This window comes from Polyangium spumosum (assembly GCF_009649845.1).
Classification (GTDB): Bacteria; Myxococcota_A; Polyangia; order Polyangiales; family Polyangiaceae; genus Polyangium; species Polyangium spumosum.
The window spans coordinates 1-18,483 of sequence record NZ_WJIE01000010.1; the positions used below are offsets into that span (position 1 = coordinate 1).

Here is an 18,483-nt window from a genome sequence, read left to right on the forward strand (position 1 = left end):
ACGCTCGCTGTCTCAGCGACACTGAATAACCCGACGCGATGGCGCCCATCACGCGACACGCACGGAGTGCTGCACGCGCTGCGAGCGAGCGCGCGCACGGCACCGCAGGGGAGCTCGCGCGGGGACAGCCGCTCGGTATTTCCCTGGCGGAGCGTGAGCATCGCGGAGTGCTCCGTCCCCTCGTCGATCGAGCCCAGGACGATCACGTCGACGAAATCGAGGCGGCCGTCGTCCTCGTGGTGCTCCTCCCAAAGATCAACGGGGAATCGGGCGCCGTCTGCGAGAACGAGTTCGTCCACGGTGGCAATATACCACGAAAAACGGCGGAGCGCCGCTTGACCTGAGTGTCGAGATCGATGCCCCGCCGCCCCGTTGGCGATTGCTGGGACTGAGCATCTACACCGATCATCGGGTGTGCCCATCTCGCCTGTTGTGAGCGTCTCGGCGAATCGGTTTGGCTCCCGCTGCGATCAGATCGATCGCCCTCGTCCAGGCCGAGACGGGCATCCTCTCCCGTTTGCGCCAGCGGTGGAGCGTCGTATGCCTCACGCCGAGATGCCGGCTCGTCGAGGCGATCCCGCCGAGCTGATCGAAAATACGGGTGATCTCCTCGGCCGGTAGCTGGATCCATTTCCCCCGCGTAGGTCGGCTGAGGAGCTGCTCCTGCCGGGCCCGGACACGGGATGCGAACCCGGGCCCCTTGTCCTCCGCAATGACGGCGGCGACGAAGGCCCGGGCCCGGGATGTCTCCTTGGGGGTCACGGCCCCTCCTCGGGCGGCAAGAGCTGGAGCGTGACGGCGAGCTCCATCTGCTGGCTCGTGAACTCGCGCGTCTTGATCAACGTTTTCAACATGCGGGGCGTCGTCTGGAAGGCGCGAGCGGTATCCGCGAGGCCGCAGGTTTTGATCGCGTCCTCCAGGGCTTGCACGAGGAGGATCGCCTGTGCGGAATTGGGCTGGATCATGACCCCATGTCCCTCTCGAAGACCCACCAGTCGATCTTCTCGTGCAGTTCGGCGAGCGTCTTGCCGGCGATTTTGTAGATCGCGTTCTCCTCGGGGAGAGGACGCTCGGCGATGAGCGAGCGTCCCCGCGCCACGATCTGAAACCCCCTGTACCTCAAGGCCAAACCTCGATATCGGGGACCTCGTCATCGCCAGGCTCCTCGATCTTGGGCAGGGACCCGCGGGCGTAGCTCCGTTCGAGGTCCGCGAGCCCCTGCTCGATCCGCTCCGTCGCACGAAGCAGCTCGACGAGTGCGTCGCAGATCCACGCCTTCTGATCCGAGTAGACGCGGGTCTCGCCCGTCATCGAGTCCTCGATGATGTACTCGCCCTCCGGGGCCTGGTAGAACTTCAGGGCCATCTCTTCATCCCTCCTATCAGAGGCCGTCTCGACGGAGACGAGCCTCGAATCGCTCGTCAATCTTCGATTCGAGATCGGCTGCGAGGGTGAGAGGGTCTTCCTCGCGCATGAGGAAGACGGCGATGAACGCGAGGAGCTTGATCACCCGCAAGCCCGGCGTGTGCTTTTCGATGATGCGGAGATCGTCCGCGGAGAGACTCGCCTTCCCCTTGGCCAGGGCCAATACCCGCTGGTGACGCGTCACCCTCCGCTCGTGGAACTTCATGAGGATGCAGCGGTAGAAGGTCTCGTATCGAAGTTTCAGATCGGACACTTGTTCACTCCATCTGGGCCCCCGCGGGGGCCTCTCGTGGGTCCATCTCGACGACGCCATCCCGAACCCCCAGCAGGGAGCAGAAGGTGTCGAACGGCGCCGAGCATTCGTAGACGGCGCCCGTCTCGAAGAGGAGACGGGCCCGCCCATCGGTCATCCGCTCGACGTGAGCTTTGACCTTCGGTCGCTTCACGGCAGGTCGTAGCCCCCACGGCAAATCTGAAGCGACGGCCAGCAATCCGTCATCTGCGCCAGATGGGCCAGACACGCGATCTCGAACCGCTCGGACGACCCAGGTCCCGGGCAGCCCACCGACTCGACGTGCTGGTAGAGGCAGAATTCGAGGTCGGCGAACTTCGCCGCGTCCTCCGGGCAGAGATCCTCCTGGTCGCCGCCGAACCAGATTTGGTCACCACAGGAGCGGCACTTCTCCGGCGCCTCGGTTTCCGCCTGGTAGATGGCGACGGCGCACGCCTCGTCGATGGGCTCCTCGCACCCGACGAAGACGAGAGAGCTGAGAGCGATGCTGATGATCGCCGCGATGTACTTCTTCATGGTCCCTCTGGCACCGGAACGAAACTCTCCGGTGTCAGTAGAGGTGCCCTATAGAAGGACTTTCAAAAAAGAAGGGGCCCCAGCCGTACTCCCAGCCTGGGCTCCTTCGTTTTCTTGGGTATTGTTCTTGGGGGTCAGTGGACCGTACATTTCATAGGGTCGTCGCCTGGAGAAGACCGAAGAGCCTTGCGGACGTAGACCTTGCCGTCGAACTCCATGGTCTGGACACGCTCGCGAACGGCATCGACCGTCGCGGCGTATTGTTGCGTGTTGCCGGTCTCCCACTCGATAGACACCCGGCCGTCGCCGAGATCGGTGAGAGGAGCCCACTCGTCCGGGCTCGGCTCGGCGGTCCGGACCGTCCCGGAGACGGGGACTTCCTTCTCGACGCCCTCCTCCAGGATGCGCTCCAGCTCCTCGGACGTGATGCCCTCGTCGGTCGAAGGTGCAGCGCCACGGTCAGGCAGACGGACGCCCTCGAAGTGCTCGATGGGGATTTCGATGACCCTCTGCTTGACCCCGCCGCGGTCCCTCTTGACCCCCGTGCGGCCCTTTTCGCTCGCGGTGGGCGGCGTGGCCCCCAGCTCGCTCACCATCTGCTGGTAGACGTCGCGGAGAGGCGCGATGCCCGCTTTCTCGCTATCGAGGGAGACGAGCAGGGAGTGCATCGCCTCGGGCTGGAGACAGACGTGCGTGCCCGTGGACTCCGCCCACCCGATGTCCGCGCACCCAGGCTCGGACTTGAGGGGCTCCTCGGGCAGGCGGATGCGAGCCCGGCCCGTGTTGAGCGCCGACTTGATGAGGCGCATGTAGCGGGCCACCGGAGATGTCGCACGGCTGATCTCCGTCTGCTCGGACGCCACCTCGATAAGGGCCGCCCGCGTCTCGGCGAGGATGGCATTGGCCGCGTCCTGGAGGAGGGCTTCCGCCGCGACGCAGAAGCCGAGGAAGCTCTCCATCGCGATGATGAGGGACGCGAGAACCTCGGGCTGGCGAGCCTGAATCTGTCCCTTGGCGACCAGCTCCCGCAGCTCGAAGAGGATGTCCCGATGGCGATTGGGGAGCGTCGTCCGCCACGAGGGATTGTCCGCGAGCCACTGAATGTAGGCCCTCGTGACGGCATGGGGGTTCTTCGAGAGCTGGAGAGAGGCGAGCTTCTTCCCGTCGATATCCCCCTTCTGCACGTGAATCTTGAGCGCCCTGTTCGAGGTCGAGGCGCCCTCGGACGCCGACGCGAGGTCAGTCTCCGCCGTGAGCCACAGGACGGAGCGGATTTCCCGCGAGGCCCGGAGTTTGACGTCGGGGGTGGCACGTTCCCTCGACGAGCCGTTCCCGTACGTGTGGATCATCCTGCGGCAGAGATCCCGCTGCTTGTCGCCCTCGCGACCCGCCTTCGGCCAGGCGTCGTCGACCACCAGGAGCATGTTGTGGAGCGAGTGGCCCATGATCTCCATGGCCGTCGACGTGCTCTCGAAGTTTGCAACGAAATCGCGAATCGTGAGGAAGCCCGAACCGAAGTGACGCTGGGCCTCGAAAGAGAGACTCGACTTGAGAGAGCCCGTCTCACCGATGATCGTCACGGCCGACCGGTGGGGGAGAACATCGAGCACGGGGGCGTGCCAGATGCTCGCGTAGAGCGGATGGGTGATGGTCGACTTCCCGACCCTCAAGAACTCCAGAGACTCGTAGATGGCGAGACGGAGAGCCTGCTTGGGGTCGAGTCCCTTTCGCGCATCGAGGGGCGACAGGGTGTACTTCCGGAGCTTCTCGCTCGGGGGCTCGACGCGGATGGGGGCGTCGGTTCCGATGGCGCCGTCCGCATGGATGAACACGTGACGGCCATCGATGATGCGCCAGCCGTAGTCGCCGTAGGTCACGCTCTGCCCGAAGGACGAGCGCGTGAGAATGGCGTGGCGCAGACGATCTCGGGTCGTCTTCCCAGGCTCCACGCGGAGATTGCCGAACGTCTTGGGGGTGAGCCACGACATGAGGTCGAATTCTCCCATGGGAACCTCGAACTCGGGGAGCACGGTGCCGCTCTCCGTCGTCGCACGGAGGCGGAAATAGTCCCTGGTCTCGGCCCCGTCGTCATGACGCACGGCCTCGATGACCTCGATGTTGCCGTTCACGAGCTTGGAGGCGCCGTGGTAGAGGGCGCCGTCCCGCAGCTCGTACGCCGTGTCGGCCGACGTGCTCTCCTCGTCCTCCGTGTCGGCGATTTCGCGGAGAGCGCGCTCGACGTCCTTGCGGGTGATGCGCTTGGGGTACTTCGCCAAGAGCGAATCGATGAAGGTCTTCTGGTCGAGCGCGTCTTGCGTCGCGATGGCCTGGAGTGCGGGTGCGAGGACGCCCATGCGACCCGTGTCCGGCAGCTCGGCCGGGAGAGCCGACATGATGGTCGTGGGGTCGACCTTGCGCGGCTTGGACGCGAGCTTCCACGAGAAGGCGTCGAGGCCAGCGCGAGCCGAAAGCTCGTCGATGGCCTTCTTGAAGTCGTCCCCGGCGTGTCGCTCACGCCAGTAGGAGATGACGTCCCACACCTGCGGTGCCCCGAAGTCGTAGATGTGCCCGTCCTCCTCGAAGTAGACGGCCGACGGGGTGCGCTCCCCGCGAAGGTTGTAGACGCGATGACTGCCCTTCATGACGAAGGGGATGCCGTCCTCGCGAAGCACGTCCTCGAAGTCGACCCGGCTCTTGATTTCCTCGATGCGTTCCCCGAGCCGCGAATCGGCGGCGAACCCCTCGGACTTCTTGGGGGTCGCCGTGGGAATGCTCTTGAGGATCGAATCCACATCGAGGGGATTGCCAGGGACGAACTTGTGGAAGAAGTATCCCGACGGGGGGATGCACGGGACGAACCACAGCCGCGAGATGTCCTTGCAGGACGTGTCGACGACGTCGTCCGCGTCCATGAGCTTGTGCAGAGCCCAATGGATCAGACGGTCGAATTCCTGGGGGTTCACGCGGCGGGAGAGGGCGAGAACGACGCGGAATCGCGGCACGTCGGGGGTGTGGGAGTACGAGGTGACGAGGAAGCGCTCGACGCCATCCCAGCGGGAGAGCGCCGTCTCCATGCTCGTACGGCGTTCCTCGGGGAGGAGACGCTTCTCGCGGACAGCACGGCCGCGGTCGTCCAGCTCGCCCGTCTTGACGAGCTCGTGCTGATCGTACTCGACGACGAGCAGGTCCGAACCGGTGGCGTTGCCCTTGTTCCGGGCTCCCGTGAGATGCCCGGCGCACCACCCGGGGAGGTCGTCCTTCGACTTCGTGGCGGGCTTGGCCCCCTCGAAGAGCTTCGACATCTCCTCGAAGGTCATCGGGGCCGTCATCGTCCAGGAGGACGTCTCCTTCGACAGACCCATGGAGAAGCGAATGAGCCGAGATTTCGGGGCCTCGGGAGCATCACCCACAGCGACATCCTCGACATTCTTCGTTTCCGGTGTAGATTTAATCGACATCGCGAAGCTCTCCTAAGTTGGGAGAACACGAGGACCCGCCCTGCCCGGCGGGTCTTCGCGTTTCAGGGGGTCGAGGTGACCTGCGCTGCGAGGTGGGCGTCGTAAACGGCGAGCATCTCCCGGACGATGGCCTTCATCGTCACGTTCTTCTGCGCGCTGAGAACGCGGATACGGGTGTGGACGTCGTCGTCGACGGGGACGACAGGCTTGGACTTGCTCAGGGGATCGTGGCGGCCCATGACGGCCTCCTTTCTTCCCCAGCGATTTCACAAGAGAACTATCGCGAGGTTTTGGTGGTGTGGTTCACAGGTCGACGAAAAATCGTACGACCGGTGGGGCAAAGCTCATCGAGGCGGTTCCCGTGGTAAGCCAGGCGGGCGGAGGTGAGGCGTGCGAGATGCAGAGCTGGCGGCCTGGCGCCGACGGGTACGCGAGACGCTTGTCGAGGCCGGGTGGAAGGTTGGCCGTGAAGAGACCCTTGTCGTGGAGCGCGACGGCTTCAGGACCACGATTGCGGTGGTGCGGGTCAGCGGATGCACGTGCGGAAGCGTGCGGTTCCAGGTGGGCATGATGCAAGTTCGGCGCGGCATGACGTTCGTACGTCCGACAGGCGAGAACTTCGAACTCACCTTTGCGCCCGGCGCCGACGACGAGGTGGTGCTCAACTATCTCATGACGTCACTCAGCGGCATCGCGCTGGGCAAGCCGCTGGGACTCTGCCCAAACGTGCCAACGGTCATGCAGCCCAGTTACCAGTTCACGGAGACGGCTGCACAGCGCTGTCAGTGTGGGCGGCGTCCAAGGGGCTCTGGCTGATTTCACGCAACAGCGACGGCCCTCGTCGGCCGATTTGTAGAGGGTGAGCTTCTTGCCCTCCGCCTTCTCGATCTCCGTCACGCGGCCGTCCGATGAGCTTTTCCCGACGACCCGGCCCGTCGGGCTGGGCTCGGTTCCCGGACGGTTCCCACGGGTTCCCGTCGGTTCCCAGAGGGCGGGAACCAAGAATCGTCAATGAATCCGATGGGTTGACTGGCCGGTTCCCGCGGTTCCCGCTTTCGGGAGGGTAGAGACACGAACGCGCCCCTCTCCGAGAAAATCTCTCCGGGCCCCAGACGATTTTTCAAGCCCTCACGTACGTATCTATACCTCTCAAAAAGTGGGAACCGCGGGAACCTTGCTCAAAAACAGCAGTGAAGAGGCTCTTTGAGTGGTTCCCGCGGTCTGGGAACCCATGGGAACCGCGGGAACCTTCGCGGGAACCGGCTCGGCGTTTGGCCTGGGACGCCCCCGCAACCCGGGTTGCCGTCAAGCGTCACCGGCTCCTCGGTGTGGGCGCCTGTCCTACCTTTTTGAAAAATCGTCGCGGCCCGCCGATCGACCGCGGCATGACCTCTGTACGGGCGGGAGAAGGTCTCGCGCTCGATGCGGGCCAGTCCAGGGGACGCGGCCCCGGAGGTCATGGTCGATGGGCAAGGGATACGAGACGAGGATCGGGGCGATCATCGGGCACATCATCACGCTCGCTGAGGAGCGAGACGAGGAGTACGACGCAAACCGGAAGGGGCCATATCCCCTTCGGGATTCGGCCGACGTGGTTCGCGAGGCGATGGAATCGATCAGGCTTCGCCGTGATCCGGACGCCCGGAAGGCCAAGCGCCCCTGTGAGTCCAAGTTGCAGGAGTACCTGCTCGCTCTCGACCCCAAAGACCTCTGGAAGGTCCAGGTCGTGAAGCGTGCGGGTCGCGATGACGACGACATCCTCTCGCTGTCTCGGCGGAGGCAAGTCGAGAGTCACGCGGTAACCGCGCGCATGATGGCAGAGGAGGAGTGTCTGGCCGAGGACCTGGAGAAGGGCTTGGCAATCGCGAAGAGAGACGGCGTCGACCTGGACACCGACATCTGAACGACAAGAGCCCGGCCAATCCCTTCACCAGGGGCGGGCCGGGTCAGGCGGGGGGCTGTTGCTTCAGCGTGTCGTACACGTTCTTCATGAGGCTATCGATCCCCACCAGCTTGTCGGCTTCTTCTGACAGGACGCCCCGCGCTGCGAGTTCTTTCACGATGATCCCTCGAACAACGATCGGCCCCCCCAGCGCCGCCGTAAGGTGCGGCGGCAGATCCTTGGGGTCCGTTCCGTTGGCTTTCAGATCTTCAATCCCCTTCAGAGCACCGGGGATGAGCCGTTCCAGCGCTGCGAGGACCACGATCCACTGGTGCTCCTTCAGCGTGATGGAGTGCTCCCTGCCGTTATCCTTGCTCGCCGTGGGCTGTCCTCCAGCGACACCCACCGGCTTCTTCGTGTCGTCCTTGCTCATCTTGGCCTCCGCCGCCCGGCCTCATGAGCCGAACGAAGCTCCCTCTGTAACCACGGAAGGGCTAGAGGGAAGGGGGCTTGCCTCCAGTTCCGCGAAGAGTAGCCCGCCGGAGGACAGGCCCCGGATGGAGCGGGTTCGCGTTATACTGAGTATATGTCAAGCAAAATCGACATCGTGTCCCAACTTTCTTTGTGACTGACTGGTCAGTCAGTCTGTGGCCATTGCGATGCGAAACCATGTAATCGTTTAATGGTTAATTGCTTAATGGTATGGTGAAGGGGACTCGTCCCGAGTCCCGTGCTCACGACCGGCCCGACCCACGAACACCCGGACATGGATCGTCCGTGACCACGGACGATGGACACACGTCGGCGTCCGCTCGGGTCGGGTCGGGGACCGAGCGTCATGTGGGCGATGGAGGATGGAGCTGGGCCACGGGCCATCGTCCCGTTGAGGGGATGGCCGTGGCTCGGCCGCGTGATGGGCGAGAGGGCGCAGAGGGGGAGGGGAGAGGCCCTTGGGAGGGCCTTCGACCGTTACCGCGCTGTTACCGTGGCGTCTCGCATGGCCCTCTCCCGAGGCGGGAGCGGTTCGAGACGACCAGTTGTAGGTCGCCCCGGGGAGAGGGGATGAAGCGCTGGTTTTTTGTCAACAATTCCGCGTACGTGCGAAATTGTTGTTTGTCTTGCTAAATGGGTGGGTCGACAGGGACTCGAACCCTGGACCTACGGGTTAAAAGCCCGCAGCTCTACCGACTGAGCTATCGACCCTGGACGTTCCGGCGGGGTGGTCCCTCCGGCGCATCGCGGCGCGCACCCTAGCACGATCCAACCCGCCTGCGGCAAGCAGGAAACGCTCCCATCATCCGTCCAGCGTCTCCCGCTCCCGCTTCCGCTCCGCTTTGGCTCCTGCCTCCGTTCCCTCGCCTTCCTGACGTAGCCGCGCTAAGAGGCGGTCCACCATGTCCGAGCGCCGGGAAACGTCGGAGTCCTTCGGGGCCCTGTTCGAACAAGCGGGCGGTGGTCGCCAGGAGCGACGCCGCTTTCACGTGGGCGACAAGCTCGAGGTGACCATCGTCGTCGTCGCACAGAACGCCGTGTTCGCCGACCTCGGCGGCAAGCAGGAAGGCTTCTTCGAACGGATCGACCTCAGCGATCCCGACGGCAAGCTGCTCGTCGCCGTCGGCAACAAGGTCAGCGCCACCGTCGCCGCCATCGACCGCGGCACCGGACAGGTCCGCTTGAGCCCCCTCTTCATCCGCAACGCCGAAGGAGACGCGCTCACGACCTCCATCGGCCTCGGCGCGAAGGGCCAAACCCCCGTCGTCGTCGAAGGCGCGCGCGTCAAGGGCAGCGTCACCGGCGTCGAGCGGTACGGCGTCTTCGTCCAGATCGCCGGCACCCAGGGGCGCAGCGGACGCGGCCTCATCCCCACCCAGGAGACCGGCACGCCGCGCGGATCGGACCTGAAGAAGCACTTCACCGTCGGCCAGGAGGTCGAGGCGAAGATCGTGAACATCGATCAGGAGGGCAAGATCCGCCTGTCGATCACCGCGGTCGCGCGCGACGACGAGCGCAACTCGTTCGAGAAGTTCAAGGACGCAGGCAACGCCGAGGCGGCCGAGTCGGGAGCGGACAAACCCAAGGCCGAGGGCAAGAAGGCGCAACAAGGCGGCGCCAAGAAGCCCGAGCCGCGTGGGTTCGGGACGCTCGGGGATCTGCTCTCCAAGAAGAAGAAGTGACGGGCCGAGCCTCCGTGCAGGTCGCGTGCGTGCGCGTGGGCGGCGCGGATGTGCCGCTGCCGGCGTACCAGTCCGCGGGCGCCGTGGGGCTCGATCTGTGCGCGGCCGTGACCGAGGAGGTGACGATCACGCCGGGCGCGCGGAAGCTCGTGCCGACGGGCGTGCGCGTCGCGATCCCCGAAGGCTACGAGGGGCAGGTGCGGCCTCGCTCGGGGCTCGCGCTGAAGTTCGGGATCACGGTGCTGAACGCGCCGGGGACGATCGATCCGGATTATCGCGGCGAGCTGATGGTGCTGCTCGTGAACCACGGCGAAGCGCCGTTCGTCGTGCGGCGCGGGGAGCGGATCGCGCAGCTCGTGATCTGCCCCGTGGCGCGCGCCGAGCTCGTCGTCGTGGAGTCACTCGACGATACGGCGCGGGGAGAGGGCGGGTACGGGTCGACGGGGCGGTGAGGCGAGGCGTCAGGGGCGCGGGACGACGGCTTCGAGCCCGCTGCGCGCGCGGAGCGCTTCGAGCGCATTGTCCGACCAGACGCGGCCACGATCGCTGAAGCCTGACTCGACGGCCTTGCGGAGCATGTCGAGCGCGCGCTCGTAGGCGCCGTCCTGCGCGTGCGCGCGTGCAGCCTCGTAGGCGTCCTCCGCGCTCCTCTGCCGCTCGAAGACGGCCTCGGAGAGGCGCGCGGACCAGTCGAACGCGCGGCCTTCGAAGGCGAGCTTCGCCATCCGGCGCGCGTCTTCCTCGCTGAGCGAGTCGACGATGTCGTAGGCGATCGCCGCCGCGCGCGCGATCTCGCCCTGCTCGATGAGGATCTGCACGAGCGGGCCCACGATCTCCTTGCGATCGTCGCCGGCCGCCCGCGCCTCCTCGAGCACGCGCCGCGCCTCGCGTAGCTCACGTTTGGCGAAGTGCACCGCGCCCACGAGCGCCGCGTCGACCTCGCCGAGCTTGCGCGCCTCGGCGACACGCCGCGCCGCCTCGTCGATCTGGCCCGAGACGATCGCCACCCAGCCGAGCACCTCGAACGCCTCACGGCGCGCGCGCGGCGACAGCGGCTCGCCCGTCCGCTCTTCGTAGGAGAAAATGTCCGAGACGAGGCTACGCGCGCGGCCGAGATCCTCGTCCGCGACGGCCGCGCGCGCCCGCAAGAGGAGCGAGAGCAGCTCGCCCGGGAGCGCAGGCTCCACGTCCGGCGCCGGCGCGTGGGGCCGCGGATCCACCTCCGCGTCGCCAGGCCCGAGCGTCTGCAGGCGCCGCAGGCTCTGGAAGGCGCTCATGCCGAAGATCATCGCGATCCAGAGCCGACCACCCTTCAAGGACACGATCGCGACGGCGAACGCGACGACCATGGAGATGCCCGCCGTGAGCCGCAGACGTTTCGGCCCGAGCGCGTGCTCGAGCACGTGCCCGCCGTCGAGCGGCAGGACCGGGATCAGGTTCACGACGCCCCAGAAGAAGTTGACGTAGATCAGGAGCTCCAGGCCGAGCCTGGCGAGCTCCGGCATCCGCATCACGTGCTCGGGGGCGAGCTTCGTGAGGGCGAAAAACAGGCCGCCGAAGAAGAAGCCGGCGAAGGGGCCGGCGAGGCTGATGAGGATGTGATCGATGCGCCGGAGCGGCAGCACCTGCTGCCACGTGGTCACGCCGCCCATCAGGTAGAGCGTGATCTCCGGCTGGATGCGGTGCCGCCGGATCGCGAGGGCGTGGCCGAGCTCGTGCACGATCACGCTCACGAGCACGACGAGCCCCCACACCCCGAGCGGCGCGAGGCCCGCAGGGCTGAGGTTCTTGGGATCCACGAAGTTGATGCCGAGCAGCACCGTGGTGAACCAGAAGCCCGCCTGGACCTCGACGTCGATGCCGAACAGCCTGAAATTCATGCCCTCGAACTTCCTCGTGACCGCCTGCCAGGGGCGGGCGGATTCTTTGCGGCTCGGACGAAGTGTGCCTTAGAGTGCGGAGCCCTGGAACCTCCGATGCGCTCTTCGAGCTCCGCTCCGCTCCTCGCGCTCACGCTTCTCTCCCTCGTAGGCGCCTGCGCTTCCGCGGCGCCTCCGGAGGCGCAGCCTGCCACGCCGGCCCGTTCCATGCACGCCCACGTCGACGGTGGTGGGCGTGTCGACGGTGGTGGGCTCCGGTCGGACCGCGATGCGGTCCTTCCTCTGCCCCCCACGCCCCCCGCGGGGTCTGCTGGCGGGGCTGCGGCTGCAACTCCAGAGGCGACGGCGGGCTCGGCGGCCGAGGTGGAACCCGAGGCGGCGCCGCCGATCGAGGGTCGCACGGTCGTGCTGCACATCGGCGACTCGTTCCTGATGGCCGGTTTTTCCCAGGCCTTGCGGCCCAGGATGAAGGCCGTCGGCGCGTACTACGAGGTCCGCTCCGAGCAGGCCTCGTACACCACGAGCTGGCACCTCAAGCTCGCCAAGCTCGTCGGCGACTACCACCCCGATCTCGTGATCATCAACCTCGGCGCGAACGAGGTCTCGTTGACCGATCCGGAGGCCCGCGCCGACGCGGTCGAGCGGCTGGTCAAGATCGTCGCCGACCGCCCGTGCGTGTGGGTCTCGCCGCCGCTCTGGCGCAAGGACACGGGCATCATCGAGGTCTTCCGCAAGCACACCTCGCCGTGCCGCTTCTTCGACTCGGACGCGGTCGCCGGCCCGATCTCGCGCCAGCCCGACGGTATCCACCCCGACGCGGCCGGCGGCGCGGCCTGGGCCGAAGCGTTCTTCAAGTGGCTGCTCGCCGAGCGCGCGCCCGCGCCCAAGGAAGGCGAGGCCCTGCCCAAAGGCTCGGGCCGCCACGCCGTGAACCCCTGGCGCCTGCGCCCCACCCGAGCCTCGACCCCGCCGCAGAAGACCGCGCAGACGCAGCCCTAGCCGTCAGCGCCCCATCGCCTCGACGATCGCGTCGTGCACCGCGGCCATGAGCTCCTTGCGGCGCTCCTTGCCGTACGCCTTCGGATCGATCGGCGGCAAGATCGTCACGACCACCCGCTTGCCCTTGCGCACGATCGTCCCGCGCGCCGGAAGCACGTCGCGCGTGCCGTCGATCGCCACCGGCAGGATGCGGTGGCCCGTCTCGAGCGCCATGTAAAACCCTCCGCTCTTGAACGGACCCACGAGCCCCGTCACGCTGCGCGTCCCCTCGGGCGCGATCCACAGGAGCGAGCCCTCCGAGAGTTTACTCGTCGAGGCCCGGAGCGCGTCCACCGCCTGCGCGCGGTTGCCTCGCTCGACGCGGACGAACCCCGCGGCCGTCATGGCGCGGCCCCAGACGGGCACGTCGAAGAGCTCGGCCTTCGCCACCATACGCAGCCGCCTGTCCGGGATCGCGCGGTAGAGCGCCGGGATGTCGTAGAGGCTCTGGTGGTTCGACATCACGATGAACGTCTCGCGCCCGTCGCCGAGGTTCTCCCGCCCGCGCACGACGAGGTGGACCTCCGCGTCCGCGAAGAGCTTCCGCGACCACCACGCGAGCCGCTCGTCACACGCCTCGGCGCCGAGGCGCCCCATCGCCGCGTCGAGCACCGTGGGCACGCTGATGCGCGCCGTGTCGACGATGCCCTTGGCCGTCTCGACGAACGTCAACGACCCCTCCGCTTCTTCTTCGCGTCGGGGAAACGCGCGCCGCACGTGTCGACGCACTCCTTGTCCGTGCACGCCTTCAAGCACTCGTCGATGTTCGTCGCGTTCTGGTCCGTCGGGTCGGCCTCCGCGACGGGCTTCGGATCGAGCCCCTTGCAGAGGTTGTCCGTGCCGCAGTACGAGCCGGGCTTGCAGTCGGTGTCGTAACGACACTCGACGCAGCGCAGGTTGTAACAGATCGCCGACGTGGTCCCGGCGTCACGCGCGAGGCAGTCGTCGTTCGACGCGCACGAGAGGAAGCGGCCGTCCTCGAGGCTGCCGGGCAGGCTGCCGGCGCACGCGGAGACGAGCGCCGCGACGAGCGCGACGGGCAAAGGAAGGACCAGCAAGGCGCGAGCGAAGAAGGAAGTACGTGCGTTCATGGGCTTGTCATGCGCCGAGGACGGTGACCACGAGGCGCCTCGTGTGCGGGCTCGTTCGGTGCTCCCAGACGTAGATCGCCTGCCAGGTCCCGAGCGCGAGTCTACCCGCGGTGATGGGTATCGTGAGGCTCGTGCTGGTGAGGGCGGCGCGGATGTGCGCGGGCATGTCGTCCGGGCCCTCGGCGTCGTGCTCGTAGCCGGCGCCCTCGGGCGCGACGCGGGCCATGAAGCGATCGAGGTCCCGGAGCACGGCCGGATCGGCGTTCTCCTGCACGACGAGGCTCGCCGAGGTGTGCTGCAGGAAGAGCGAGCAGAGCCCGATCGAGGCGCCTGCGTCGCCGACGACGGCCGCGACCGCGCTCGTCACGTCGTAGAGACCGCGACCTCGGGTGCGGACGTCGAGCGTCTTCTGGTGGATGCTCCCGTTCATCGCCGCGTTGCCCCCCGTACGTGGCTCCTACCGTGTCCGAGGAGTGGGGCTCTCCGCAACTACGAAGATGAAGGAAGTTCGACGTCGACGACGATGCCGAGGGCCGTCCACTGCTGGAACCAGCGCCCGACGTTCGCCGCGACGTGGCTCTGCCGGTCCTCGGGCAAGGGCTCGGTGAGGCGGCCCAGCGCAGGCACGAGCGGCACGCCCTCGGCGAGCAGGTCGAGCAGCGCGAAGGCGTCGGGCTCGAGCTCCTCGAAGTGCGTGACGATCTCCCGGCTGCGGTAGAGCGCGATCTTCACGGGCGAGGGCGCGTCGGGCAGGACCACCGGCTCGCCCGCGATGACCCACGCCTTGCGGAGGCGGTGCACGGGGTAGTCGAACGCGAGCCGCTGGGCCGCGGGGTGCACGACGATCCGCGCGCGCTCCCAGGCGTCCTCGGGCAGGCTCGTGAGCTTCTGCGGATCGAGGGGCGGCGCGTCGGGGCCGGTGCGCACGTCGCGCAGCGCGATCTCGTAACGCGCCATGTCCACGACGAGGCCGCGCCGCGTGCCCTCGTCGAAGCCGCTCCATGCCTCGGCGAAGGCCGGGACGTGCGTGATCAACGCGCGAAACGGGCCTTGGGTGGGCGGGAACGCGTCGAGGTAGGCGCGGCAGAAGGCGTCCATGCCGCGCTCGCCGAGGATGCAGGCGAGGCCCGGGAACTCGTCGTTCAGGATCTCGCGGTGGCGGAGCCAGAACTGGCGACGGTAGATGTCGACCTGCGCGGCGGGCGTGAGCCGCGTGCTCCCCGTGACGAACCGCGCGGCGGCCTCGGCGAGGGCCGGATCCTCGGGGATCGGCGTGTGTCCGGGGATCACGCCGGCGAGGAACGCTTGCACGGAGGCGAGATCGTCACGCATGGGCGAGCACCTCCTCGCGGACCTCGCGCGCGCGCTTGGCCTCGGCGAGCAGCGTGGCGAGCGGCGGGATGTCCTCGTCCCACTCGATGAGCGTGGAGACGGGGCCGACGCGGCCGATCGCGCGGCGGTAGAGGTCCCAGACCGGATCGATCACGGGGCCGGAGTGCGTGTCGATGATGTAGTCGCCGTAGTTCGTGTGGCCGGCGAGGTGGATCTGCGCGACGCGGCGGGCGGGCACGGCGTCGACGTAGACGTTCGGGTCGAAGCCGTGGTTCTGCGAGGAGACGTAGATGTTGTTGACGTCGAGCAGGAGGCCGCAGTTGGCCTCCTCGACGACGGCCGTGAGGAAGTCCCACTCGGTCATGTCGCTCGACGTGTACGTGAGGTAGCTCGAGACGTTCTCCAGGAGCAGCGGCACTTCCAGCGTCTCCTGGACGATGCGGGCGCGGGTGGCCACGTGGCGGAGCGCCTCCTCGGTGTACGGCAGCGGCAGGAGATCGTGGGTGTTCAGCGTCGCGGTGCCGGTCCAGCAGAGGTGGTCGCTCACCCAGGGCGAGCCGGTGCGGCGGACGAGGGCGCGCAGGTCGCGGAGGAAGGCGAAGTCGAGCGGCGTGGTGCCGCCGATAGAGAGCGAGACGCCGTGCTGGATCACGGGGTATGCGGCGAGGGCGCGGTCGAGGTTCGCGAGCGGCGCGCCGCCGGGCACGAGGAAGTTCTCGCTGATGATCTCGAGCCAGTCGATCGCGGGACGGGTCTCGAAGATCTCCTCGTAGTGCGGCACGCGCAGGCCCACGCCGATCCCGAGGTCGGGGAGGCCGAGGCGCATGCGGTCGGGGGCGGTCATCGTGCGGTCTCCAGAGCGAACGTATCTAAAACGAAGGGCCGCGCGCGCCACCTGGGGGTGGGAGCGGCGGCCCTTCGGGCTCAGGCGGCGCGGGGGGCCGCTCGGATCACTTCGGCGCGTCGGCCGGGGCGGCGCCGTCGGCCGGGGCCGCGCCGTCGGCCGGGGGAGCCGCTTCCTGCTTGCCGCTGCAGGCGCCGGCCTTGCAGGAGTGCTCGCCGCCCTCCTTCTTGGCGCCGCTGCACGAGGCCTGCGCGCCGGACTCGGCGCCCGCCGCGTTGTCGGCGTTCTCGGCCGCCGGCTGGCTGCCGCCGCACGCCGCGAGGCCCGCGATCATCCCGCCCACCGCCAGCGAAGCCATCATCTTGTTCATGTTCATGGTCGATCTCCGTTCCGAACCTGTCTCGTTGCTGCCGTCACCCGAGGGAGTCGCGATTTCGAGCGCTTCGTGCGAAACCTCCCCCCGCCATGATCGCCGCCGCCCCGGGTGCCGGGGTTTCCGACCTACGCGCGAGCTCATCTTCCGGTTTCGGATGGCCGAGCCGCGCTTTGGAAGGCCATGGTGGTAGCCCGATGCGAGCCTACGGAGCAAGAAAAAGCGCCTGCACGCGAGGGACGCGACCTCTACACGTCGTGGCCCTCGTCCTCGGCCTGCTCGGGCCTCCGGGATGCGCCGCGTCGCGGTTCGACGCGCTGTTTCTGCCGACCGAGGACGTCGCGCGTGAGCTCGAGGCGATGACACCGGCGCTCGACGCCGAGGCGCGCGCGACGTTCCGCGAGGTGCTCGCCACGACGCTCGCGGAGGACGCGTACGTCTGCGCGCCTTCGCCGCGGGAGGTCTTCTTCGGCGACGTGCAAGAGGGGGAGCGCATGATCCGCGGCTCGATGCCGCATTACCGCTTCTTCTTCGGCCCGATGCATTACCGGGTGCGGCGGGTGGGAGCGCGCGGGGGCGCGCCGGGGCGCTGGGAGGTGTCGGCGAGGTTCGCGGTGGTGCTGCCGAGCGAGGGCGGGGCGCTCGAGCTCGCGGACTGCGACGGCAAGGAGCGGTACGAGGGGGAGGTCGTTTGCCGCGGGGTCCCGTATTCGCGCTCGAACACGACGGAGGCGTGCCCTTCGTCGGGGGAGTTTCTGGCGCCCGCGACACGCCGCAACATGGAGGCGCTGCTCGCGCGCTGGTCGGAGGAGGCGGAGAAGTACTGGAACCGTGACGCCGAGCGATACGGGTTGCCGATCCGGTACGACTTTACCTTTTTGCCGCATGACCAGGCTGCGGGGGAGGGCGCGCCGGTTGATCTCACGTTGCCGCTCTCGAAGACCTGCGGCCGGACCCCGTATTTCTGGTCGCTCCGGAGCGGCTGGTCGCTGCCGGTGATCGCGCACGAGGTGGGGCATTTGCTGGGGCTCGTGGACGAGTACGAGGCGCTGTCGGGGATCGTGCCATTTTATCCGAAGACGCCCTTCGCGGGGGCCCACACGAGCCGGATGGGTTTGTCGATGAAGGAAGACACGATCCTCTATCCGATGCACCACTGGCTCGTGGTGCGCCGTTACCTCTGCCCGGAGCCCTCGGGCCGCGACCCGTGGGGGCACGCATTTTAATGAACGTCCCCGCCCGCCTCCTCGTGCTCGGCTTGCTCCTCGCGGCTTGCGATGACGACCCCGCGCCCGCCTCCGCGTCCGCAACCGCGTCAGCAACCGCAACCGCAACCGCCGCCGCTTCCGTGCCCGCGCCTGCGCCTGTGGCGCTGCCCGAGCGGCCCGACGATTTTGCGCTCGTCGAGCCGCAGACGCCGGTCTGTCCGGCCGACATGGTGCGCGTGAAGCGGAGTTATTGCGTCGACCGGTACGAGGCGAGCCTGGTGGACGCGGAGACGGGGCAGGACCTCTCGCCTTATTACGTGCCTTCCCGCAAGCAGGCGCTCTCCATTCAAAAACTCTGGGAGCAGGAGCGCCTCGCCGTGGGCCCGCCCGAGGCGCGTGAGCTCGGGCTGCCGCCGCTGCCCCCGTGGCAATCGCAGCGGAACTTCGAGCCGAAGGCGGCCTCGCGGAAAAATCGCGTCCCTCAGGGCTACCTCACGGGGCCGCTCGCCGCGCTCGCTTGCAAGAACGCGGGCAAGCGCCTGTGCTCGCTCTCGGAATGGCAGACCGCTTGCCGGGGCGAGGAGGATCGCGATTTCCCTTATGGCGAGAAGTACCAGCCGGGCAAATGCAACATCTTCCGCGAGGCGCACCCCGCGGCGGAGCTGCACGGCAACGCGAGCATCGGCCACAGCGATCCGCGGCTCAACATGGTGAAGGCGGGCGACAAGCCACTCCTGCGCCGGACAGGCGAGACACGCGCCTGCATGAGCAAATGGGAGGGCGACGCAATCACCGACATGGTCGGCAACATCGACGAGTGGATCGACGACCCGGAGGGGACGTTCGTCGGCGGGTTTTACGCGCGGTCGAAGAAGGATGGATGCGCGTCGATGGTGCGGGCACATCCGTTCGATTATTTCGATTATTCGACCGGGGTTCGGTGCTGCAAGGATCTCTGACGACGGGCGAC

General features: G+C 67.4%; 25 protein-coding genes and 1 tRNA gene. 9 read left to right on the forward strand and 17 right to left on the reverse strand.

Features of this window, described 5'->3' with window-relative positions; translation table 11 throughout:
- Window positions 1-167 precede the first annotated feature (167 nt).
- A complete protein-coding gene (locus GF068_RS29385) occupies window positions 168-344 on the forward strand; it encodes a hypothetical protein (RefSeq protein WP_153822815.1) in 177 nt (58 codons plus the stop codon).
- 414 nt (window positions 345-758) lie between these two features.
- On the opposite strand, the gene GF068_RS29390 is transcribed toward GF068_RS29385, so the two are convergent.
- The 7 genes from GF068_RS29390 to GF068_RS29420 form a co-directional block, all read right to left on the reverse strand.
- Entirely contained in the window at window positions 759-965 is a 207-nt protein-coding gene (locus GF068_RS29390; RefSeq protein ID WP_153822816.1) for a hypothetical protein, read from the reverse strand.
- Window positions 962-1,123 (reverse strand): hypothetical protein, encoded by a 162-nt coding sequence (locus GF068_RS29395; RefSeq protein ID WP_153822817.1) that lies wholly within the window; start codon window positions 1,121-1,123, stop codon window positions 962-964. Before GF068_RS29395 ends, GF068_RS29390 begins: the two co-directional genes overlap by 4 nt.
- Complete coding sequence (locus GF068_RS29400; protein WP_153822818.1) at window positions 1,120-1,365, reverse strand: hypothetical protein; 246 nt, start codon at window positions 1,363-1,365, stop codon at window positions 1,120-1,122. The genes GF068_RS29395 and GF068_RS29400 overlap by 4 nt, the downstream gene beginning before the upstream one ends.
- A gap of 16 nt (window positions 1,366-1,381) precedes the next feature.
- Window positions 1,382-1,678, reverse strand: coding sequence for a hypothetical protein (locus GF068_RS29405; RefSeq protein WP_153822819.1), 297 nt, complete (start codon window positions 1,676-1,678; stop codon window positions 1,382-1,384).
- A gap of 4 nt (window positions 1,679-1,682) precedes the next feature.
- Window positions 1,683-1,871, reverse strand: coding sequence for a hypothetical protein (locus tag GF068_RS29410; RefSeq protein WP_153822820.1), 189 nt, complete (start codon window positions 1,869-1,871; stop codon window positions 1,683-1,685).
- Window positions 1,868-2,233, reverse strand: coding sequence for a hypothetical protein (locus tag GF068_RS29415; RefSeq protein WP_153822821.1), 366 nt, complete (start codon window positions 2,231-2,233; stop codon window positions 1,868-1,870). The genes GF068_RS29410 and GF068_RS29415 overlap by 4 nt, the downstream gene beginning before the upstream one ends.
- 134 nt (window positions 2,234-2,367) lie before the next feature.
- Window positions 2,368-4,362 carry a hypothetical protein gene (locus tag GF068_RS29420; protein ID WP_153822822.1) on the reverse strand — a complete coding sequence of 665 codons (1,995 nt, stop codon included), beginning with the start codon at window positions 4,360-4,362 and terminating at the stop codon, window positions 2,368-2,370.
- Between GF068_RS29420 and GF068_RS29425 the strand changes: the two genes are divergently transcribed.
- Window positions 4,324-5,796, forward strand: a complete 1,473-nt coding sequence (locus GF068_RS29425) for a hypothetical protein (RefSeq protein ID WP_153822823.1) — start codon at window positions 4,324-4,326, stop codon at window positions 5,794-5,796. The two genes, GF068_RS29420 and GF068_RS29425, sit on opposite strands and share 39 nt — an antisense overlap.
- Here GF068_RS29425 and GF068_RS29430 read toward each other — a convergent pair.
- On the reverse strand, window positions 5,754-5,930 hold the full coding sequence (locus GF068_RS29430) for a hypothetical protein (protein ID WP_153822824.1): 177 nt from the start codon (window positions 5,928-5,930) through the stop codon (window positions 5,754-5,756). The two genes, GF068_RS29425 and GF068_RS29430, sit on opposite strands and share 43 nt — an antisense overlap.
- Before the next feature lie 151 nt (window positions 5,931-6,081).
- Between GF068_RS29430 and GF068_RS29435 the strand changes: the two genes are divergently transcribed.
- Window positions 6,082-6,507, forward strand: a complete 426-nt coding sequence (locus GF068_RS29435) for a hypothetical protein (protein WP_153822825.1) — start codon at window positions 6,082-6,084, stop codon at window positions 6,505-6,507.
- Window positions 6,508-7,156: 649 nt separating this feature from the next.
- Window positions 7,157-7,594 carry a hypothetical protein gene (locus tag GF068_RS29440; RefSeq protein ID WP_153822826.1) on the forward strand — a complete coding sequence of 146 codons (438 nt, stop codon included), beginning with the start codon at window positions 7,157-7,159 and terminating at the stop codon, window positions 7,592-7,594.
- A gap of 43 nt (window positions 7,595-7,637) precedes the next feature.
- On the opposite strand, the gene GF068_RS29445 is transcribed toward GF068_RS29440, so the two are convergent.
- Together GF068_RS29445 and GF068_RS29450 are read right to left on the reverse strand one after the other, a co-directional pair.
- Entirely contained in the window at window positions 7,638-8,006 is a 369-nt protein-coding gene (locus tag GF068_RS29445) for a hypothetical protein (protein WP_153822827.1), read from the reverse strand.
- Window positions 8,007-8,703: 697 nt separating this feature from the next.
- Window positions 8,704-8,776: transfer RNA gene (locus tag GF068_RS29450), tRNA-Lys, on the reverse strand.
- Between the two features lie 191 nt (window positions 8,777-8,967).
- Between GF068_RS29450 and GF068_RS29455 the strand changes: the two genes are divergently transcribed.
- Window positions 8,968-9,747 carry a S1 RNA-binding domain-containing protein gene (locus GF068_RS29455; RefSeq protein ID WP_153822828.1) on the forward strand — a complete coding sequence of 260 codons (780 nt, stop codon included), beginning with the start codon at window positions 8,968-8,970 and terminating at the stop codon, window positions 9,745-9,747.
- A gap of 14 nt (window positions 9,748-9,761) precedes the next feature.
- Window positions 9,762-10,199 (forward strand): dUTP diphosphatase, encoded by a 438-nt coding sequence (dut, locus tag GF068_RS29460; RefSeq protein WP_420814135.1) that lies wholly within the window; start codon window positions 9,762-9,764, stop codon window positions 10,197-10,199.
- 9 nt (window positions 10,200-10,208) lie between these two features.
- Here dut and GF068_RS29465 read toward each other — a convergent pair whose 3' ends face one another.
- Window positions 10,209-11,627, reverse strand: a complete 1,419-nt coding sequence (locus GF068_RS29465) for a site-2 protease family protein (RefSeq protein ID WP_153822829.1) — start codon at window positions 11,625-11,627, stop codon at window positions 10,209-10,211.
- A 363-nt stretch (window positions 11,628-11,990) separates the two neighbouring features.
- On the opposite strand from GF068_RS29465, the gene GF068_RS29470 reads away from it, so the two are divergent.
- The gene (locus tag GF068_RS29470) at window positions 11,991-12,626 is read left to right on the forward strand and encodes an SGNH/GDSL hydrolase family protein (RefSeq protein WP_153822830.1); all 636 of its coding nucleotides are present in this window, start codon (window positions 11,991-11,993) and stop codon (window positions 12,624-12,626) included.
- A 3-nt stretch (window positions 12,627-12,629) separates the two neighbouring features.
- On the opposite strand, the gene GF068_RS29475 is transcribed toward GF068_RS29470, so the two are convergent.
- The 6 genes from GF068_RS29475 to GF068_RS29500 form a co-directional block, all read right to left on the reverse strand.
- Window positions 12,630-13,337, reverse strand: a complete 708-nt coding sequence (locus GF068_RS29475; RefSeq protein ID WP_240807586.1) for a lysophospholipid acyltransferase family protein — start codon at window positions 13,335-13,337, stop codon at window positions 12,630-12,632.
- Window positions 13,334-13,756 carry a hypothetical protein gene (locus GF068_RS29480; RefSeq protein WP_153822831.1) on the reverse strand — a complete coding sequence of 141 codons (423 nt, stop codon included), beginning with the start codon at window positions 13,754-13,756 and terminating at the stop codon, window positions 13,334-13,336. The genes GF068_RS29475 and GF068_RS29480 overlap by 4 nt, the downstream gene beginning before the upstream one ends.
- A gap of 7 nt (window positions 13,757-13,763) precedes the next feature.
- Entirely contained in the window at window positions 13,764-14,186 is a 423-nt protein-coding gene (locus tag GF068_RS29485) for a secondary thiamine-phosphate synthase enzyme YjbQ (RefSeq protein ID WP_153822832.1), read from the reverse strand.
- Window positions 14,187-14,245: 59 nt separating this feature from the next.
- The gene (locus GF068_RS29490; RefSeq protein WP_153822833.1) at window positions 14,246-15,088 is read right to left on the reverse strand and encodes an HvfC/BufC family peptide modification chaperone; all 843 of its coding nucleotides are present in this window, start codon (window positions 15,086-15,088) and stop codon (window positions 14,246-14,248) included.
- Window positions 15,081-15,932 (reverse strand): MNIO family bufferin maturase, encoded by an 852-nt coding sequence (gene bufB / locus GF068_RS29495; protein ID WP_240807588.1) that lies wholly within the window; start codon window positions 15,930-15,932, stop codon window positions 15,081-15,083. Before bufB ends, GF068_RS29490 begins: the two co-directional genes overlap by 8 nt.
- A 106-nt stretch (window positions 15,933-16,038) precedes the next feature.
- On the reverse strand, window positions 16,039-16,308 hold the full coding sequence (locus GF068_RS29500; RefSeq protein ID WP_153822834.1) for a hypothetical protein: 270 nt from the start codon (window positions 16,306-16,308) through the stop codon (window positions 16,039-16,041).
- 254 nt (window positions 16,309-16,562) lie between these two features.
- Here GF068_RS29500 and GF068_RS29505 point away from each other — a divergent pair, with 254 nt between their 5' ends.
- Window positions 16,563-17,531 carry a hypothetical protein gene (locus tag GF068_RS29505; RefSeq protein ID WP_153822835.1) on the forward strand — a complete coding sequence of 323 codons (969 nt, stop codon included), beginning with the start codon at window positions 16,563-16,565 and terminating at the stop codon, window positions 17,529-17,531.
- A gap of 122 nt (window positions 17,532-17,653) precedes the next feature.
- A complete protein-coding gene (locus tag GF068_RS29510) occupies window positions 17,654-18,472 on the forward strand; it encodes an SUMF1/EgtB/PvdO family nonheme iron enzyme (protein ID WP_153822836.1) in 819 nt (272 codons plus the stop codon).
- Window positions 18,473-18,483 lie beyond the last annotated feature (11 nt).

What these genes read in the sequence shown, in the direction of transcription:
- GF068_RS29465 (WP_153822829.1), bottom strand. Translation starts at nt 11,627, where the DNA reads ATGAATTTCAGGCTGTTCGGCATCGACGTCGAGGTCCAGGCGGGCTTC.
- GF068_RS29425 (WP_153822823.1), top strand. Translation starts at nt 4,324, where the DNA reads ATGACGCACGGCCTCGATGACCTCGATGTTGCCGTTCACGAGCTTGGA.
- GF068_RS29430 (WP_153822824.1), bottom strand. Translation starts at nt 5,930, where the DNA reads ATGGGCCGCCACGATCCCCTGAGCAAGTCCAAGCCTGTCGTCCCCGTC.
- GF068_RS29480 (WP_153822831.1), bottom strand. Translation starts at nt 13,756, where the DNA reads ATGAACGCACGTACTTCCTTCTTCGCTCGCGCCTTGCTGGTCCTTCCT.
- GF068_RS29390 (WP_153822816.1), bottom strand. Translation starts at nt 965, where the DNA reads ATGATCCAGCCCAATTCCGCACAGGCGATCCTCCTCGTGCAAGCCCTG.
- GF068_RS29445 (WP_153822827.1), bottom strand. Translation starts at nt 8,006, where the DNA reads ATGAGCAAGGACGACACGAAGAAGCCGGTGGGTGTCGCTGGAGGACAG.
- GF068_RS29415 (WP_153822821.1), bottom strand. Translation starts at nt 2,233, where the DNA reads ATGAAGAAGTACATCGCGGCGATCATCAGCATCGCTCTCAGCTCTCTC.
- GF068_RS29455 (WP_153822828.1), top strand. Translation starts at nt 8,968, where the DNA reads ATGTCCGAGCGCCGGGAAACGTCGGAGTCCTTCGGGGCCCTGTTCGAA.
- GF068_RS29490 (WP_153822833.1), bottom strand. Translation starts at nt 15,088, where the DNA reads ATGCGTGACGATCTCGCCTCCGTGCAAGCGTTCCTCGCCGGCGTGATC.
- bufB (WP_240807588.1), bottom strand. Translation starts at nt 15,932, where the DNA reads ATGACCGCCCCCGACCGCATGCGCCTCGGCCTCCCCGACCTCGGGATC.
- GF068_RS29400 (WP_153822818.1), bottom strand. Translation starts at nt 1,365, where the DNA reads ATGGCCCTGAAGTTCTACCAGGCCCCGGAGGGCGAGTACATCATCGAG.
- GF068_RS29440 (WP_153822826.1), top strand. Translation starts at nt 7,157, where the DNA reads ATGGGCAAGGGATACGAGACGAGGATCGGGGCGATCATCGGGCACATC.
- GF068_RS29500 (WP_153822834.1), bottom strand. Translation starts at nt 16,308, where the DNA reads ATGAACATGAACAAGATGATGGCTTCGCTGGCGGTGGGCGGGATGATC.
- GF068_RS29485 (WP_153822832.1), bottom strand. Translation starts at nt 14,186, where the DNA reads ATGAACGGGAGCATCCACCAGAAGACGCTCGACGTCCGCACCCGAGGT.